At 49.4% G+C, this 17,648-nt stretch carries 14 protein-coding genes; 9 read left to right on the top strand and 5 right to left on the bottom strand.

From position 1 onward, the window contains the following. Positions 1 to 8 precede the first annotated feature (8 nt). Positions 9 to 1,121, bottom strand: a complete 1,113-nt coding sequence (locus WJT86_RS11565) for an ABC transporter substrate-binding protein (RefSeq protein WP_346337731.1) — start codon at positions 1,119 to 1,121, stop codon at positions 9 to 11. A gap of 177 nt (positions 1,122 to 1,298) precedes the next feature. Here WJT86_RS11565 and WJT86_RS11560 point away from each other — a divergent pair, with 177 nt between their 5' ends. The 3 genes from WJT86_RS11560 (at position 1,299) to WJT86_RS11550 (ending at position 5,529) form a co-directional block, all read left to right on the top strand. After that, positions 1,299 to 1,883 (top strand): Fur family transcriptional regulator, encoded by a 585-nt coding sequence (locus tag WJT86_RS11560; RefSeq protein WP_346337730.1) that lies wholly within the window; start codon positions 1,299 to 1,301, stop codon positions 1,881 to 1,883. Between the two features lie 57 nt (positions 1,884 to 1,940). Then, entirely contained in the window at positions 1,941 to 3,200 is a 1,260-nt protein-coding gene (gene ispG / locus WJT86_RS11555) for a flavodoxin-dependent (E)-4-hydroxy-3-methylbut-2-enyl-diphosphate synthase (protein WP_346337766.1), read from the top strand. A 418-nt stretch (positions 3,201 to 3,618) separates the two neighbouring features. Continuing rightward, positions 3,619 to 5,529 carry a potassium transporter Kup gene (locus tag WJT86_RS11550; protein ID WP_346337765.1) on the top strand — a complete coding sequence of 637 codons (1,911 nt, stop codon included), beginning with the start codon at positions 3,619 to 3,621 and terminating at the stop codon, positions 5,527 to 5,529. A 40-nt stretch (positions 5,530 to 5,569) separates the two neighbouring features. On the opposite strand, the gene WJT86_RS11545 is transcribed toward WJT86_RS11550, so the two are convergent. Further along, positions 5,570 to 6,511 (bottom strand): polyprenyl synthetase family protein, encoded by a 942-nt coding sequence (locus WJT86_RS11545; RefSeq protein WP_346337764.1) that lies wholly within the window; start codon positions 6,509 to 6,511, stop codon positions 5,570 to 5,572. Positions 6,512 to 6,632: 121 nt separating this feature from the next. Between WJT86_RS11545 and mtgA the strand changes: the two genes are divergently transcribed. The 3 genes from mtgA to WJT86_RS11530 all read left to right on the top strand — a co-directional run bounded on the left by mtgA (position 6,633) and on the right by WJT86_RS11530 (position 9,599). After that, positions 6,633 to 7,352 (top strand): monofunctional biosynthetic peptidoglycan transglycosylase, encoded by a 720-nt coding sequence (mtgA, locus tag WJT86_RS11540; RefSeq protein WP_346337729.1) that lies wholly within the window; start codon positions 6,633 to 6,635, stop codon positions 7,350 to 7,352. Between the two features lie 202 nt (positions 7,353 to 7,554). Further along, on the top strand, positions 7,555 to 7,740 hold the full coding sequence (gene rpmF, locus WJT86_RS11535) for a 50S ribosomal protein L32 (RefSeq protein WP_346337728.1): 186 nt from the start codon (positions 7,555 to 7,557) through the stop codon (positions 7,738 to 7,740). 146 nt (positions 7,741 to 7,886) lie between these two features. Next, complete coding sequence (locus tag WJT86_RS11530; protein ID WP_346337727.1) at positions 7,887 to 9,599, top strand: EAL domain-containing protein; 1,713 nt, start codon at positions 7,887 to 7,889, stop codon at positions 9,597 to 9,599. A 78-nt stretch (positions 9,600 to 9,677) separates the two neighbouring features. On the opposite strand, the gene WJT86_RS11525 is transcribed toward WJT86_RS11530, so the two are convergent. Beyond that, positions 9,678 to 10,484, bottom strand: a complete 807-nt coding sequence (locus tag WJT86_RS11525; protein ID WP_346337726.1) for a GNAT family N-acetyltransferase — start codon at positions 10,482 to 10,484, stop codon at positions 9,678 to 9,680. 8 nt (positions 10,485 to 10,492) lie between these two features. Continuing rightward, the gene (gene gloB, locus WJT86_RS11520) at positions 10,493 to 11,257 is read right to left on the bottom strand and encodes a hydroxyacylglutathione hydrolase (RefSeq protein ID WP_346337725.1); all 765 of its coding nucleotides are present in this window, start codon (positions 11,255 to 11,257) and stop codon (positions 10,493 to 10,495) included. A gap of 152 nt (positions 11,258 to 11,409) precedes the next feature. On the opposite strand from gloB, the gene WJT86_RS11515 reads away from it, so the two are divergent. From WJT86_RS11515 to WJT86_RS11505, 3 genes are all read left to right on the top strand, one after another. Continuing rightward, positions 11,410 to 12,192 (top strand): class I SAM-dependent methyltransferase, encoded by a 783-nt coding sequence (locus WJT86_RS11515; protein WP_346337763.1) that lies wholly within the window; start codon positions 11,410 to 11,412, stop codon positions 12,190 to 12,192. Positions 12,193 to 12,353: 161 nt separating this feature from the next. Then, complete coding sequence (locus WJT86_RS11510; protein ID WP_346337762.1) at positions 12,354 to 13,307, top strand: acetyl-CoA carboxylase carboxyltransferase subunit alpha; 954 nt, start codon at positions 12,354 to 12,356, stop codon at positions 13,305 to 13,307. Positions 13,308 to 13,452: 145 nt separating this feature from the next. Continuing rightward, positions 13,453 to 14,424, top strand: coding sequence for a murein L,D-transpeptidase family protein (locus WJT86_RS11505; RefSeq protein ID WP_346337724.1), 972 nt, complete (start codon positions 13,453 to 13,455; stop codon positions 14,422 to 14,424). A 105-nt stretch (positions 14,425 to 14,529) separates the two neighbouring features. On the opposite strand, the gene secA is transcribed toward WJT86_RS11505, so the two are convergent. Next, positions 14,530 to 17,328 (bottom strand): preprotein translocase subunit SecA, encoded by a 2,799-nt coding sequence (gene secA, locus WJT86_RS11500; protein ID WP_346337723.1) that lies wholly within the window; start codon positions 17,326 to 17,328, stop codon positions 14,530 to 14,532. Positions 17,329 to 17,648: the final 320 nt, after the last annotated feature.

Here is a 17,648-nt window from a genome sequence, read left to right as displayed (position 1 = left end):
CCGTCATATTATAGCTTCTCAACAATGGCTTTCGTATCGAAGCTATAGATTTCAGGCATCAGCCTGTTATCCCAGATACTTCCCACATCCAGTTTCTTTTCGGTTTGCTTTGTATCAAAGGCAAACTGCAATAATGCATCCCACCTCGATGCCGGGATATCAAGCCAATGGCCCCATTTTTCTGGCATTACATCTGTTGCAGGGATTGAGTCTGCCAAAGCAATTTTCATGGCTTCTGCGGTATTCTGTGCATCTTTGCTCTGAATATCAGCACTTCCCGAGAGCTCTGGAAATTCTTTGAATGACAGCTGCAAGGCACTTTCAGGGAAACGGTAGGTATAGATGATCCCCTTATAGGCAGCACGCGCAAAAGCCGCCAGCTGTTCAGGTTCCTCCTGCAGCTTCTTTATGCTGGTTACCATCGTCACACTGAAGAGCTTATTCATCTCGGCGGGACGCGGCAATAATGTCAGCTCAATACCGTTTTGTTTCATTACGGTGAATGAATCTGAATAGCTGTCAATCGCATCAACCTGACCGCTCTTGAGAGCAGCAGCGGCCCGTGCTCCCGCACCAACAGGGACAATACTTACATCTTCTTCCGAGAGGCCCGCGATCTTCAGATTGGCCTGCAAATCAGCATATGATGCCGAAGCCAAACTGATAACACCAACCTTCTTGCCCTTCAGATCAGAGATCTTTTTGATGGGTGACCCCGGCGGTACACCAATAAAATAAGGCCATTGAACCGTAATACCTGCAAAAGCCCTGAGCTGTGCACCCTTATCAATCGCAGCAGCAATACTGGCAGAAGAGGCATAGGCAACATCAGCGCTGCCACTGACGAGCGCCTGCAGGGCAGCGGTTGAACCACTGGTCTGAAGAATTGAAACTTCCAGTCCTTCCTGGCTGAAATATCCAAGTTGTTTGGGAACCGCATAGGTAAAGGTTTCTTCCGCAGCAGTAATTGTATTGCGCGCTAAGGCAAGCCGGAGGTGCCCTTCCTCCGCATGTACCGTTGATCCCAGACATGCAACAATCAGTGCACATATTCTGGCTATCGACGAGACTTTGAACATATAGGCTTTCCCCCGCATCCGGATACGGAAACTTTCGTTCATTGCAATATTGGAACCAGTATTATTTGCAAGTCCAAATTTCAGAATAATTCTAATATTCAATCACAAGATAGTCATCTGTTATTCTAATTTCCTAGATAGACGCCCAATTCAGACCCACAATTTAAATATGGGGTGGGCCTCATCTCACATTAGTGATATGAAGCGCTAGATATCCAGATGGATATCAGCTTTGTAGAAACGGTATTGGCACGCGTGAAATTGGAACATTCCCATAATCATACCCATGCCCATAATCATACCCATGACGGTTGTGAATGTGCACATGCCCATGACCAGTCTGAACGGGCCGCTTCTGCCATCAAAAATGCAGAGAAAGTCTGCCAGCAGCGCGGTGTACGCCTGACCAAGATCAGATATCAGGTTTTACAAGCCCTTTACACAACCCATCGCCCGCTCGGCGCTTATGATATTGCCGATATTCTTTCTCGTGATGAAAGCCACGACGGTAAGCGTTATCTTGCACCCGTCACCATTTATCGCGCGCTCAATTTCCTTTTGGAACAGGGCTTTGTTCACCGACTGACAAGCCGGAATGCCTTTGTGGCCTGCCCGCATGGTCATCGCCCTGAAGATCTCGTTGTTTTCCTGATCTGCGATAATTGTGGAGGTGTTGATGAACTTTGTTCCTCACAGCTATCCGCAACCGTTAGCTCACTGCTCGACCAGGAAAAATTCAAACCTCAATCGCAGGTTATGGAGATAACGGGATTATGTGCACACTGCCGAAACAATAGCCGCTAATCCAAATTGCAAGATCAATCGGACACCACTATGGATCAGAAGACAACACCATCTGATATGGCAAATATGAATAGCTGCACTTTTGATAATTCAGTCTTCGCTGGTCCAAAAGCCCGCCACAAAACTGTTGGCGTCATGGTTGGCAATGTTCAGGTTGGAGGCGGAGCCCCCATCGTTGTCCAGTCAATGACAAATACTGATACAGCAGATATTGATTCAACCGTCGCTCAGGTTGCAGCCCTAGCCAAGGCAGGCTCCGAACTTGTTCGCATCACGGTTGACCGCGATGAGGCTGCCGCTGCCGTTCCAAAGATCAGAGAACGTCTTGATCGTCTTGGAATTGACGTCCCGCTTGTGGGTGACTTTCATTACATTGGTCATCAGTTGCTGGCCAACCATCCGGCCTGTGCAGAGGCTCTTGCCAAATACCGTATCAATCCGGGCAATGTCGGCTTCAAAGACAAGAAAGACAAGCAGTTTTCCTCCATTATTGAATGCGCAATTCAATATGACAAACCAGTCCGTATCGGTGCGAACTGGGGTTCATTAGATCAAGAGCTCCTGACTGCTCTGATGGATGAGAACGCACGTTCTGCACAGCCTCTTGATACTAGGGCAATCACACGGGAGGCGATGGTCCAGTCAGCATTAAGCTCAGCTGAACGCGCTGAAGAGCTTGGACTTGCCCGTAACCGTATCATTCTCTCTGCTAAGGTTTCTGCCGTACAGGATCTGATTACAGTCTATCAAATGCTGGCAAGCCGCTCTGATTACGCCATTCATTTAGGTCTGACAGAGGCAGGAATGGGCACGAAGGGTATCGTTGCATCATCCGCAGCGATGGGCATTTTGTTACAGGATGGTATCGGTGATACCATCAGGTATTCCCTGACCCCTGAGCCCGGTGGCGACAGAACTCTGGAAGTCAGAACGGCACAAGAGCTTCTGCAGACAATGGGTTTCCGGACATTTGTTCCACTCATTGCCGCTTGCCCCGGATGTGGGCGCACAACCTCAACTGTATTCCAGCATCTCGCTCAGGATATTCAGGCATGGATTATCGCCTCAATGCCAGAGTGGAAGAAAATCTATCCGGGTGTCGAGAATCTTAATGTTGCAGTTATGGGCTGTATTGTGAATGGCCCTGGGGAATCCAAACATGCCGATATCGGCATTTCTCTTCCCGGTACCGGTGAGCAACCTGCCGCTCCCGTATTCATTGATGGCAAAAAGGTTCAAACTTTGCGTGGCCCGAATCTCCATCAGGAGTTTCAGATGATCGTACAGGATTATATTGAGAAACGTTTCAAAGCATAAATCTCTTTAATCAGAACAGGTTATCTTTATACTCCTTTTATCTTCCAGATAATATTGCATTGTGAGGTTCCATGTCCTGTGCCCCTGTGCTAGAGAGCGTTCCCACAATCGGAGTTGATATGAGCTCCAATGAGGTATTGAGAAATATTTTTTCAAAAGCAGGAACATAGCTCCCTGACACCAGTTCTTAGAGATAGAACCTTTTGATTTTTCCAGAAACAAAACGGAGAGCGCACACCTTAAGGACAATGCTTGTCATCCAATAGGAAATGCGACTCATGGTAATGCAATGGCCCAAGAAAAACAGCCTGACAATCTGACAGAAAACTCCTCTGGAGATAAAACTCAGCCAGATGGGCAAAAGGATATTCCGGAATCGGAAAAACCGGCCACACCAAAATCTGAGAACAACACACCTATGACCAGCGTGAGCGAAGACGCTGCCGCTGAATTTGAGGAAGAGACCGGCCACGCCAAAACGGGCTTTATGGCTCTCGTCATCGGCTCAATTGGTGTCGTATTTGGCGATATCGGGACTTCCCCGCTCTACGCACTGAAAGAAACAGCAGCCGCTGCTGCTGAAGGTGGCCCACTGACACGCGAGATCATTCTTGGTGTTCTCTCCCTCATTGTCTGGGCCCTTATCCTCGTTGTAACAATCAAATACGTTGTCATTCTTCTCAAGGCTGACAACAAAGGCGAAGGCGGAACCCTGACCCTTGTCGCTCTGGCACAACGTGCGCTGGGTAAGCGGCGAGGCGTTGTTCTGCTCCTTGGTATCTTGGGAGCCGGTCTGTTTTATGGCGACTCACTGTTGACACCCGCCATTTCAGTTCTTTCCGCTGTAGAAGGTCTCAAGCTTATCGCACCAGACTTCTCAACCTATGTTGTGCCGCTGACGATTGCGATTGTCATCTTGCTGTTTTCCTTCCAAAGACACGGCACTGGTAAGGTCGGTATTTTCTTTGGTCCGATTATGGTGCTCTGGTTTGCAACCCTTGCGGTTACCGGCATCATCAATATCGTGAAGGATCCAACGATCCTGTTTGCCATCAGCCCGCATTACAGCATCATGTTCTTTATCGAGCATCCGCATCTTGGCGTGATTGTCATGGGCGCCGTCTGCCTTGCAGTTACGGGTGCCGAAGCTCTTTACGCAGACTTGGGGCACTTCGGACGTTCACCTATTCGGACAGCCTGGCTGTGCTTTATTTTCCCGGCTCTTGTGCTGAACTACTTTGGACAGGGAGCTCTGGTCCTCTCCAATCCAAAGGCTATTGAGCATCCCATCTTCTTCCTTGTGCCTGAATGGGCACTGCCTGCGATGATCGTTCTGGCAATGGCTGCAACAGTTATCGCCAGTCAATCGGTTATTACAGGGGCTTTCTCCATGACACGTCAGGCCATTCAGCTCGGCCTGCTGCCACGCATGGAGATTCAGTTTACCTCTGAATCACATCAGGGACAGATATTCCTGCCACGCGTCAATATTCTTTTGATGTGCGGTATTATTGCTCTCATTCTGGCATTCCAGTCTTCCAGCAACCTATCTCATGCCTATGGTATCTCGGTGTTTGGTGCGATGTCGGTCGACGCCATTCTGGCTATCGTCGTCATCTGGAAAGGCTGGCGCTGGTCGCTTGGCCTGACCCTTGCCATGATGCTGCCCTTCCTGTTCCTCGATCTGGTTTTCGTTGGTACAAACGTCCCGAAAATCATGACCGGTGGTTATGTCCCGATCATTCTGGGTATGGTTCTCATTACCATCATGTGGACATGGGTTAAGGGAACAACCATTCTTTTCGACAAGACGCGCAAATCTGACGTGCCATTGGCTGAGTTGGTTGCCATGCTCAAAAAGAGCCCACCACACACAGTTAAGGGCACAGCGGTCTTCCTGACGAGTGACCCGGACACCTCACCTTCTGCCCTGCTGCACAACCTCAAGCACAATAAGGTTCTGCATGAAAAGAATGTGATTCTCACTGTTAAGACCGTTGATACACCACGTGTCAGAAACAGTGAGCGCGTTACGCTCGAGCAGATCAGTGATGCTTTCTGGCGCGTGAAGATGACTTACGGCTACATGGAAACACCGAATATTCCACGCGGTCTCGCAATCCTGCGCAAGTTTGGCTTCAAGTTTGATATCATGGCGACATCATTCTTCCTGTCCCGCCGGTCTATTCGCCCGGCAGTCCAGTCGAGCATGCCGTTATGGCAGGATCGTCTCTACATCGGACTTGCCAAGTCTTCGACCGATGCGACAGACTTCTTCCAGATTCCAACAGGACGTGTGGTGGAAGTCGGTACCCAGGTTACCATCTAAAAAAGAAAGCCCCCATTTCGGGGGCTTTTTCATGTCTGGTTTAAACACGCCGTTCAATTACAAAACGGGCAGCATCACGTAGCATATCCGCTTTACTCCCAAAGCCATCCAGAGCATCCAAAGCCTGTTCAAGCAGACGCTTGCATTCATTTCGGGCAGCTTCAACACCGATACGTTCTACAAGCGTAATCTTGCCACGTGCCACATCCTTACCGGTCGCTTTGCCGAGTTCAGCCGCAGTCCCGTCAAGATCAAGCAGATCATCCGCAATCTGGAATGCAACCCCTAACGCATCACCATAAATCCGAAGTTTAGTCCGAAGAGGCTCATCCGCACTTGCGATAATTGCACCCGCATCAACGGAATAACTTATCAGGGCACCAGTCTTCATGGCCTGCATGATCTTGATATCATCAACAGATGGGTCAACAGCTCCATAACGCCCCTCTTGAGCCAGATCGAGCAGCTGCCCGCCAACCATACCGCCTATGCCGGAAGCCTGCGCCAGTCCCAAAACCAGTTCAGAGCGAATATGAGCATCCGGACAATGGCGTTCATCCGCAAGCTCGGCAAAGGCTAGAGCTTGCAATGCATCACCCGCAAGAATAGCCGTCGCTTCATCATAAGCCTTGTGCAGAGTTGGCTTCCCGCGACGCAGATCATCATCATCCATGGACGGCAGATCGTCATGCACAAGAGAATAGCAGTGTATCAACTCAGTGGCAGAGGCCGCCCAGAATGCCTGTTTCTTTAGATCATCACTCATCTCTGCAGACAGAAGACGGGTAACCTCAATCGTCAGAAATGGTCGTAACCGTTTGCCACCGGCCAGCACAGCATAGCGCATAGCCTCCACCAGTCGACGTGGGCGGGCAACTTCCCGGCCTGTGGTGTTATTGGTAAGAAGCTCAGCCAGATACAACTCGACCTCGGTTGCGACTTGCGTGAGATGCTCACTAAACAAACTATTCTGGGAAACCATCACACCACCAAAAATTCCTTGTATTCAAATGCTGTATTATGGATGTAAGTAGACAGCAACTATTGAAATCAATTTATTATGGCCCCCCTTGGCCGGGAATAACAAAACACTTACTGAATTAATGAGCGAGCAGGATCAAAAGCAGACACCCCGAAAGACAAAACTGAAACGCATCACGCTTCAGGTTGCGGGCTTTTGTGCGCGTCTGCTCATGTACTGGTCTGTCATCGTTATTTTTCTAGGGGTGATCTACTGGGTTGCCCCCCCGGTTTCCACACTCATGATCGGAGATTGGTTCCGTGGGCAGAATGTCTCCAGAACCTATGTTTCTCTGGATGAAATATCTCCTTACCTTCCACGCGCCGTTATCGCGTCAGAAGACGCATCCTATTGCCGGCATTCCGGCATAGACTGGGAGGCGCTTAATGATGTGATTAAAGCAGCTATAAAACGTGGCCCTAGCCGGGGAGCATCAACAATCGCGATGCAAACCGCCAAAAACCTGTTCATGGTATCCAGCCGTTCCTACATCAGAAAAGGCCTGGAGATACCCGTTGCGATGTATCTTGATCTGATATGGTCCAAGCGCAAGATGATTGAGATTTATCTTAACATTGCAGAATGGGGCAATGGCATCTACGGTGCAGAAGCTGCCGCACAACATTACTTCAGGAAAAGTGCCAAGAACCTGACACGCCAGGAAGCGGCATTACTGGCCGTTGCCCTCCCCAATCCAATCCAGAGGAATGCCGGCAGACCTAACAATTTTCACAGGGTTCTTGCAGGACAGCTCCTCCAACGCATGAATCTTGAAGGTGATGTCGATTTTTGCTTCCGTTAAAGCCCAAAACGGGTTATGAGGGGTGCAGATTGATAAAAGCGCCGGGAGCAGAGCTTCCCGTCGAAGGGGATTGGCATTCAATTTTCCTCAAAATGCTCTAGCCTTTTCTTTTAAAGGCATGTATAAGGCCGCTCTTATTGAGATTATGTTTTTGAGCGTTCCTCTTTCTCGGGCGCTCTGCCTTTGACCGGAGAACGTTAAAATGGCCGTTCCTAAACGGAAAACATCGCCGATGAAGCGCGGATTTCGTCGCTCCGCTGATGCGATTAAGTCCCCTACATACATCGAAGACAAGGATTCTGGCGAGCTGCGCCGTCCGCACCACATTGACCTGAAGACCGGTATGTACCGTGGCCGTCAGGTTCTGAAGGTAAAGACAGAAGCTTAATCTCTCGCGAGATATCTACGAATTAATCGGCGCTTTAGGCGCCGATTTTTTTGTGCAGAAATTTCACACACAAGTTCTGCCTTTTACGTCCTCTTAACGTTAATCATCCATAGTAGCCGGATTGTATTGCGTATCGAGGAAGTACTATGAGTGCCAGTAAGCCCAAGCTGCTGAAGAAAATCCGCACATCCACAAGCAAAAAGCGAAGTGTTGATACTTCCCACGCCTTGGAACATTTCAAGTCGGCTTTGTATACTTGGACCCTTGATGATGACTGCATCAAATGGTCATCCAATGCAAAAGACATTCTGTCATTTCAAAAGACAAGCCTGCCTATGACAGGTCGTCACTATGCTGCAATTACGGAGCCCGGCTGTGGTATGGGCCGTGCTGAAGCCATTGCAGCAGACGCGGTCATAAGTCATCCACGCGGGATGCCTTACCATTTGCATTATGCCCTGCGACTGAACGACGACACCATTGTCATGGTCATAGATTCCGGACGGTGGTTTGCTGATCATAACGGGCATCCAAGCGTTGCCCATGGCAGCCTGACCGTTACAGGTTTAGCTGACCCCGGTCTTCTGCCTGCACAAACCAAAGCACGTTCAGAATTCCTGTCAATCATGACCCGCAACTGCCGGACACGTGGTGGCCTGAAGAACATCAGCGTTCTCGCATTTGCAATTGATTGCGATTTCGGCAATGGTACAGGCATATATCACAGCATCCATGATCACCCGCACGGCTTGGAAATTCTGGATGAGGTAATCACAAGAATACAGTCATCCATCCGTCGCAATGACAGCTTCTTCCTGCAATCTGATGGTACAATTGCTCTGGCTCTGATGAGCTGCTCTTCCTATGACCTTGAGCTGGCAGCATGCCATCTTCAGGGAAAGATTGCAGCAGAGCCAATCGCAACCAAAGATGGTGATATTCGCCTCACCTTAAGGATTGGTGGCGCCTGCGCTCCGGATCATGCCACAACATCCCTGCAACTTCTTAATCACGCTGTGGAAGCTTTACAGAATACAAAAACAGGTTCTGCTGAAATCAAGATATTCGACGGCCTTGCCCGTACATATGCCGAGATGGATAAAGCTCTGGGCACATTCCTTGGAACAGCTGAACTCTTAAGCGAGAGCTCACTTCACAATAATCTGGTTCTCGCACGCCGTCCTTTACACGATGCCTATTCACGCCTCCCTGCCCTGCATCTTGTTGGAGCCGGGCATCGTAATCGTAATTGTCAGGTTGATTGGGCCGAGCATCTTCATCATGCTGCTGATATTGCCAATCTGTCTGCAAGACTCGATCAGCACCTGATGGAGCTGGCATGTTCAGAACTGGCTGATGATACAGACAAACGCTTTATTCTACCGGTTTCTGCCCAGACCCTGGCTGAAAAAGATTGGCCTGTGCATCTTGCCAATTATCTGGGATCACACTCCGGTATTGCTTCACGCCTGCTAATCGGTATTTCAGAAACCCTGGTGGCCGATGATCTTGCCCTCATGAAACGACGGATCGACAGTATTAAGGCACTTGGTATTGGTGTTGCTCTCCTTGATTTCGGCAATGGCCTGACATCTCCAGAACTGCTGGAAAGACTGGCCGTTGATATGGTCCTGCTTGATGGTGCCCTTATCCAGAATATCGCCAGTGCAACAGATAATCGCTTCTATGTCCGGAACCTGATGGATATGGCTCAGGGTAAGGATACAGCTGTTGCAGCCACCTGGATTGAAGATGAGCGAACAGTCACCCTACTGAGTGACTGGGGTGTTCAGTATCTTGAAGGACGTATCAAGACGAATACACCTGCGATGGAAGAGCAGGAACGGCGCATCGCCTGACAGATCTTGATTTGATATCAAAAATGCCCCGCCTGAGACATCAGAGCGGGGCATTTTTTTAGGTGGCCTCAGAGCTCTTTAACCGACCAGTGGCAGACTCTTTTCTGCAGCTGCCTCTTCATCATCCACAACAGCGACTTCAAGCTCTTTAAGACGATAATGATATCGGTATGCATCTGTAAAACCAATGGAAGCATACAATGAACGGGCAATTTCATTCGCTTCAGTCACTTGCAGATAGGCATGCTGGGCGCCACGTTCCCGACCCCAGGCCATCAAGCCACACAGGACTCTCTTGCCAAGCCCCAGACCTCTCAGATCAGGCTGGACAACAACATCATATAACCCGATATACCCACGCTCGATAACGCCGAGACCCCAGGCAACAGGCTGGTCATCCATAACAAGTGTTGCAAAGCCATGGTTTTGACGAATGCGCGAGACAATACTGCGCGTGATATTCACCGTCTCCTCAGTCTTTTCCTGAGATTTCAGTGAACTTGCCAACCATTCTTCCGTCAGCTCAGAGCTGATTGTAATGCTGTCTTCTGTTTCAAACTGGCTCAAATCACTGTGAAGCATGCAATATGAAGGATCTTTTTCAACAAAGCCCTTTGCAGCCAGAAGTTCATCAGTCCCGGCTTTCTCAAGACCGGTAAGGCGAAAGATTGGTGACTGGCCAACAGCGATATACTGCTCACTGATATACTCAATCAGCGCATCATCCAGAGCAGCATCCGGACAGATCGGAGAAGCAGAGTTTGCCCTCTTCGTATATTTATCGGCAAAACGTGCTGCCCATCCTTCATAGAACTGACATTCAAGGGACGGCCAGGCATTCAGAAGCCGATACTCAAGGGTTTCTGTTAATTTTAAATCAGACATAGCACTCTTCAGAACTTATTTTTCCACTCACGCAACGCTTTGAACACTTCAAATGGCGCAGCACCTTCCATATTCACTGAACGTGATACTTCCGGAACCTCCACCCGAAGGAAAGGGTTCGTAGCCTTTTCATCAACCAATGCAAATGGAACCATAAAACGGTTTTCAGCAGCCAGTTTTTCAGCCTCTGCAAACCGTTCTTTCAATCTATGGTTATCGGGTTCAACAGCAAGGGCAAAGCGACCATTGGATAAGGTATAATCATGCCCACAGAATATCTGGATATCATCGGGGAGATTACGCAGGCGCTCAATTGAGTCCCACATGTCCTGATAATCACCGAACACCCGGCCACAACCAAGTGTGAATAAAACATCGCCGACAAACGCGATACCATGGCTTTGCACGATATATGCAACATGGTCATCACAATGACCGGGGGTTTCAATGACGTCAATTTCCAGCTCCCCAAGCGAAATCAGGTCACCTTCTGAAACAAATGCATCTGCCTCAGGGATGATATCCTCTGCCTTGAGGGGCGCTGTTACAAAGCAACCATATTTGTCTTTTAGGGCAGCAATTCCCTGTACATGATCGGTATGGCTATGCGTCACCAGAATATCTGTGAGCTGCCAGTCAGAATCATCCAGATGTTTGATAATGGTATCTGAATCTGGCGCATCAACAGCAATGCAAAGCCCTGCATCTGCATCCCGAACAAGCACACCGATGTTATCCGAAAGACACCGGAAAACCTTTATCTCTAATGGCATTAGAAATGCCTCCCCAGAAATGTAACAACCCCGTTTCAAGCACCATCACGAAATCAACTATCACTAGATGCTTTCCTGTTATACTCTAAATTAGCTATACACCCTGCGTGACCATAACGGAATGTCGAATATTCCGTCGAGAAGGCTGAATGATGAGCGTTGATGTTATTGATCTGAGCGCATTTTATAATAGCGCACTAGGGCATGTCGCCCAGCGATACATTGAACGCGCGATAGAACAGTTTCTTCCGGAAACAAAAGGTTTACGTGTACTCGGCCTTGGATATGCCATCCCATACATGGAGCGTTTCCGGAAAGAAGCCGCCAGTCTTGTCGCACTGATGCCCGCAGCACAGGGTGTCGTCAATTGGCCGCAGGGGCAGCAATCCGCAACGGCTCTTGTTGATCCACTTGCTCTTCCCCTGCCCGACAGTTCTATTGATCGTGTGGTTTTGGTTCACGCGCTTGAGACGGTCAATAACCCTACAGATTTCCTTAAAGAGATATGGCGCATTCTCACCCCGGGTGGCCGCCTGATCATGGTAACACCCAACCGTCGCGGCCTCTGGGCCCGTATGGATACAACCCCTTTCGGGCAAGGCCAGCCTTTCAGTCGCAGCCAGCTGCGCTCTCTTATGCGGGAAGCTCTCTTCTCCACAGATAACTGGGCTGAAATCCTCTATGTCCCCCCTGTGGACAATCACCTGTTACTGAAAACTGTCAAAATATGGGAAACGCTGGGTGGCAGTTTTTCCCTGCCATTTTCTGTCGCGGGTTTACATGTGGTTGATGCCAGCAAACAGCTCTACAGACTTATTCCTGCGGGCCAGAAACAAAGGAAACAGAGGCTTGGACGACTGCTTGTTCCAGCGGCCTCACCTTCTACCATCAATAGTAAAAACACTTCTCTTGCGAACTCAGAACATAAAAACTAGGCATTCACCGTCTACTCGTGGTAGAGCACCTCTGTGGTTCTTGACACAATGCCTATCGCGCACCACTGTCATCCCGCTTCCCTGATCCGGAAAGATTAAGGGAATTGGCAGGCTCCGGCCTCCAACTTGTTAGTTATTTATGCTGAAAGATGTCGAATTCTATGCGTAGCTATCTCGATTTCGAGAAATCCGTCGCTGAACTGGAAGCAAAAGTTGAAGAGCTCCGGTCTCTTGGCTCTGACGGGGAATCCATCTCCATTGCCGACGATATCACACGTCTCGAAGACAAGGCTGAGCAGGCTCTGAAGGAGCTCTACTCAACACTGACACCGTGGCAAAAAACACAAGTGGCGCGCCACCCTGAGCGCCCACATTATGTCAATTATCTCGAGACACTGATTGACGAGTTCACGCCTCTGGCTGGTGATCGTCTGTTCGCTGACGACAACGCCATTATTGGTGGCATGGGTCGTTTCCGGGGTCAGCCGGTTTGCGTCATCGGACAGGAAAAAGGCTCCACAACAGCTTCCCGTCTGCAGCATAACTTTGGCATGGCCCGTCCTGAAGGCTACCGCAAAGCCGTCCGGCTGATGGAACTCGCTGACAGATTTGATGTTCCGGTCATTTCATTCGTTGATACGGCTGGTGCTTATCCGGGTATTGATGCAGAGCAGCGCGGTCAGGCTGAGGCTATTGCCCGCTCAACACAGGCACAGCTTGCCCTTGGTGTTGCGAACGTTGCCCTGATCATCGGTGAAGGTGGTTCCGGTGGTGCGATTGCCATTGCAACCGCCAATAAGGTCCTGATGATGGAACACGCCATTTACAGCGTGATTTCACCGGAAGGTGCTGCCTCAATCCTGTGGCGTGACCCAACCAAAGCTCAGGAAGCGGCAACCAATATGAAAATTACCGCTCAGGATCTTCTGCGCCTCAAAGTGATTGATGCGATTGTTCCGGAACCTGTCGGCGGGGCCCATCGTGATCCACAGGCAGCTCTGACCGCTGCCGGTGACGCCATTGCAAAAGCTCTGAAAGACCTTCAGGGCATGAGCAGCAAGGAAATTCGCGCCCAACGCGCTAAGAAATTCCTTGAGATTGGCCGTAATCTCTGACAATTTTGGCACCATCCGTAACCGTTTATTAACCATGTTAGCTACGAATAATTGCGGATGGTAACCATTGAGTAACGCTGATAGAAGTAATAATCAGAAACGATACCAATACAGGTATCACTGATTTTCTAACGGGGTTTTCCTGATGTTGAAACCTGCTGTCGCTGTTTTAGGTACTGCACTTCTTCTGGCTGGATGTCAGGATGGAGGTGGCTCAGCACGAAGCCGTGCACCTATTCCAACTGCTACTCTGGATCTTATGCAAAGCAAGGGCATGAGCCAGCGCGACCCAATCCTGATCCGTTCCTATAAAAAGGAATCAGAGATGGAAGTCTGGAAGATGGGTTCTAACGGCCGCTATACTCTGCTGAAGACTTATCCAATCTGCCGTTGGTCTGGACAGCTTGGCCCCAAGGTTCGTGAAGGTGATCGTCAGGCTCCGGAAGGATTCTATTCAGTCACTCCATCACTGATGAATCCCAATTCATCCTATTACCTGTCGTTTGACACAGGCTTCCCGAATGCCTTTGACCGTTCAAAGGGCCGCACGGGTTCAAACCTGATGGTTCATGGTTCCTGCTCTTCCCGCGGGTGCTTTGCCATGACGGACGAAGCCATTGCCGAGATTTATGCAATTGCTCGCGAAGCTTTTGCAGGCGGACAGCGTAGTTTCCAGTTCCAGTCATATCCATTCCGTATGACAGCCAAGAATATGGCTCTCCACAGAGCTGACCCGAATATCGGCTTCTGGAAAAATCTCAAGGAAGGTTCTGACTACTTCGAAGTCAAACATCAGGAGCCAAAGGTTGCTGTCTGTGCCGGCCGTTATTCATTTAATTCCAGTGGCACATGCTCCAATGCATTTGATGCTGCCGTTGCACAAAAATCTGCGTCTGATGAGCGCGAAATTGCCTCTCTCGTCAACAGCGGTACCAAAGCTGTTAACCTGGTCTATGGCGATGGTAGTCAGCACTCTTCATTCCGTGGCTTCTTTGCGAAGTCTACAGGCCCTGAAGTCAGCCGCCCTGAATTACTCGCTTCCGGCCCACGTGAAGTTGTCGTAACAGATGGCCCATCAACAACAGCTTCTCTGAAAAAGGATGATCAGGATAACTGATCTTTCCCCAGAGGAAAGTTTCAAAGCCCGGGATCATCTGATACCCGGGTTTTTTATTACCTGTCATGGAGCAAATAAAAAGCCCCCGAAACGGGGGCTTTTAAATTATGCCAGCTTACCGTGGCAGTGTTTATACTTCTTACCAGAACCACAAGGGCAAGGCTCGTTGCGGCCAACACGTCCCCATGTTGCAGGGTTATTCGGGTCGCGCTCAGACGGTGCAACACGCTGAGCCAGTGAGGCTCCACCAAGAGGTGGGGACAGCCCCAGCAGACCCATTTCATTCTCACCTGTTGCCGGGTCGATATGCTCTGCTGTCATTTCAGGCAGCTGTGGTGCATCCGGTTCCTGGAACACAACTTCAATGCGCATCATCTGACCCGTGACCTGCTCACGCAGGCGACGGACAAGCACGTTGAACAGCTCGAAAGCTTCTGACTTATATTCGTTCAGCGGATCACGCTGGGCATAACCACGCCAGCCAATAACCTGACGCAGGTGATCAAGCGTCACAAGATGTTCGCGCCACAGATGGTCAAGCGTCTGCAGAAGAACCTGCTTTTCAATGTAGGTCATAACCTCAGCAGAGTTCAGCTCAATGCGCTTGCCGTAGGCTTCATCAGCCAGTTTCAGTACACGCTCACGAATTTCCTCATCCGCAATGCCTTCTTCCTTGGCCCATTCTTCGACAGGCAGGTCGAGGTTGAGGAAATGGGCAATCCCTTCTTTCAGTTCGGGGATATTCCACTGCTCAGCATAGGCATTTTCAGGAATGTTGCGGTTAACGAGATCGTCGACGACACCAAGGCGCATTTCATCAATGATTTCGCGAACGCTTTCTTCAGCCATGAACTCGCGGCGCTGTTCAAAGACAACCTTACGCTGATCGTTCATGACGTTATCGTACTTCAGAATGTTCTTACGAACATCGAAGTTGCGTGCTTCAACCTTGGCCTGAGCCTTTTCAATGGCCTTGTTGATCCATGGGTGAATGATGGCCTCACCCTCTTTCAGACCAAGCTTTGTCAGCATGCCATCCATACGGTCAGAACCGAAGATGCGCATCAGGTCATCCTGAAGAGACAGATAGAACTTGGAACGACCCGGATCACCCTGACGGCCAGAGCGGCCACGCAGCTGGTTATCAATACGGCGGGATTCGTGACGCTCGGTACCGATAACGTAGAGACCACCAGCTTCCAGTGCTTTCGCCTTGAAGGCTGCAACTTCATCACGGATGGCAAGCTCAGCTTTCTTACGGGCTTCACCTTCCAGATTATCCGGCACTTCCTGAGCTAGGCGAATATCAAGGTTACCACCAAGCTGAATATCAGTACCACGACCAGCCATATTGGTTGCGATGGTAATCGCACCCGGTGCACCAGCCTGAGACACAATCACGGCTTCCTGTTCGTGGAAGCGGGCGTTCAGAACGGCAAAGTGCTGATTTGGCTGATTATTACGGGCTGCATTGAAGATGGGTTCAAAGCGCTTTGGATCTTCAAGATCAATCTGCTTCAAGCCACTTTTCTTCAGAAGTTCAGCCAGCAACTCAGATTTTTCAATCGATGTCGTACCAACAAGAATTGGCTGTCCACGGCGGGATGCCTCATGAATTTCCTTGATGATACCGGCGTATTTTTCTTCAACAGTACGATAGACTTCATCGTCTTCGTCAATACGGGAAACCGGACGGTTTGTTGGAATCTCAACAACTTCAAGGTTGTAGATTTCCTGAAACTCGTCAGCCTCGGTTGCTGCCGTACCTGTCATACCGCCCAGTTTGTTATACAGGCGGAAGTAGTTCTGGAAGGTAATAGAGGCCAGTGTCTGGTTCTCAGGCTGAATCTGAACCTTTTCCTTCGCTTCCAAAGCCTGATGCAGCCCTTCAGAATAGCGGCGGCCTGGCATCATACGGCCTGTGAACTCATCAATGATGACAACTTCATCATTGCGAACGATGTAATCTTTATCACGCTGGAAAAGAGCATGCGCACGCAGTGCCTGATTGACGTGATGCACCAGCGTGATGTTCTGGGAGTCGTAAAGATCACCCTCAGTCAGAAGGCCAGCTTCACGCAGCATAACCTCAACAGTTTCGTTACCCTGTTCGTTCAGGGCAACTGAGCGCTGCTTTTCATCAAGATCATAATCAGCCGGTGTCAGTCGCGGAATAAACTGGTCAATCTTCAGATAAAGATCAGAACGGTCTTCCAGAGGACCAGAGATAATCAATGGCGTACGGGCTTCGTCAACGAGGATCGAGTCAACTTCGTCGACGATTGCAAAGTTATGTCCGCGCTGAACCATCTGCGCGAGCTCATACTTCATATTATCGCGCAGATAATCAAAGCCATATTCGTTATTGGTGCCGTAAGTGATGTCACACTCGTAAGCGGCCTTGCGCTCTTCATCATCGAGACCATGAACGATGATACCGACAGTCAGCCCGAGAAAACGATAAACACGCCCCATCCACTCGGCATCACGCTTTGCGAGATAGTCGTTGACGGTCACAACGTGAACGCCTTTACCTGAAAGCGCGTTCAGATAAACAGCCAGTGTCGCAACAAGCGTTTTACCTTCACCAGTGCGCATTTCAGAAATGCCGCCATCGTGAAGCACCATACCGCCGATGAGCTGAACATCGAAGTGCCTCTGCCCAAGGACACGCTTGGCAGCTTCGCGAACTGTTGCGAAAGCAGGAATCAAAAGGTCATCAATCTTCTTGCTGCCATCTGCAATCTGAGCTTTGAACTCAGCAGTACGGGCCCGCAGCTGATCATCCGTCAGTTTAGAAATTTCACTCTCAAGTGCATTAATAGCAGCAACCTTCGGGTGATATGACTTCAGACGGCGTTCATTGACCGAGCCAAATAGTTTCTTCGCAATGGAGCTGAGCATCGAAAACCTGTTATCTTTTTTAGATCATGACAAGCGAATATTGTCCTAAGATAGTCATCCATTCGCCTATCTAAAAGGGCTAGAGACCCACTAATCGTCAAAAAAGCAGGTTTAAAGCCGAATATAATTCTGTTTAGGCTGATAAACTCCCGTTAACAAGAGCATTCTCAGGAGTTTTCTAAGGCTTCCAAGGAAGAATTACTTTTCTGAAAGACCTTACTTCGCCATAGCTAGAATAATATTTCCCAACTTCTTAGACCATAACTCTTTCCAAGGCTTTAATATGGCGGAATTTCATCATATCTTCCAATAACCTGAGA

Source organism: Hohaiivirga grylli, from assembly GCF_039655745.1.
GTDB classification, from domain to species: Bacteria; Pseudomonadota; Alphaproteobacteria; order Rhizobiales; family Beijerinckiaceae; genus Hohaiivirga; species Hohaiivirga grylli.
The sequence above is the reverse complement of the archived record's forward strand: the minus strand, read 5'-3'. Positions and strand labels throughout refer to the sequence as shown.

Coding starts and splice junctions, on each gene's coding strand:
- WJT86_RS11565 (WP_346337731.1), bottom strand. CDS start 1,121: ATGAACGAAAGTTTCCGTATCCGGATGCGGGGGAAAGCCTATATGTTC.
- WJT86_RS11560 (WP_346337730.1), top strand. CDS start 1,299: ATGGATATCAGCTTTGTAGAAACGGTATTGGCACGCGTGAAATTGGAA.
- ispG (WP_346337766.1), top strand. CDS start 1,941: ATGGCAAATATGAATAGCTGCACTTTTGATAATTCAGTCTTCGCTGGT.
- WJT86_RS11550 (WP_346337765.1), top strand. CDS start 3,619: ATGACCAGCGTGAGCGAAGACGCTGCCGCTGAATTTGAGGAAGAGACC.
- WJT86_RS11545 (WP_346337764.1), bottom strand. CDS start 6,511: ATGGTTTCCCAGAATAGTTTGTTTAGTGAGCATCTCACGCAAGTCGCA.
- mtgA (WP_346337729.1), top strand. CDS start 6,633: ATGAGCGAGCAGGATCAAAAGCAGACACCCCGAAAGACAAAACTGAAA.
- rpmF (WP_346337728.1), top strand. CDS start 7,555: ATGGCCGTTCCTAAACGGAAAACATCGCCGATGAAGCGCGGATTTCGT.
- WJT86_RS11530 (WP_346337727.1), top strand. CDS start 7,887: ATGAGTGCCAGTAAGCCCAAGCTGCTGAAGAAAATCCGCACATCCACA.
- WJT86_RS11525 (WP_346337726.1), bottom strand. CDS start 10,484: ATGTCTGATTTAAAATTAACAGAAACCCTTGAGTATCGGCTTCTGAAT.
- gloB (WP_346337725.1), bottom strand. CDS start 11,257: ATGCCATTAGAGATAAAGGTTTTCCGGTGTCTTTCGGATAACATCGGT.
- WJT86_RS11515 (WP_346337763.1), top strand. CDS start 11,410: ATGAGCGTTGATGTTATTGATCTGAGCGCATTTTATAATAGCGCACTA.
- WJT86_RS11510 (WP_346337762.1), top strand. CDS start 12,354: ATGCGTAGCTATCTCGATTTCGAGAAATCCGTCGCTGAACTGGAAGCA.
- WJT86_RS11505 (WP_346337724.1), top strand. CDS start 13,453: ATGTTGAAACCTGCTGTCGCTGTTTTAGGTACTGCACTTCTTCTGGCT.
- secA (WP_346337723.1), bottom strand. CDS start 17,328: ATGCTCAGCTCCATTGCGAAGAAACTATTTGGCTCGGTCAATGAACGC.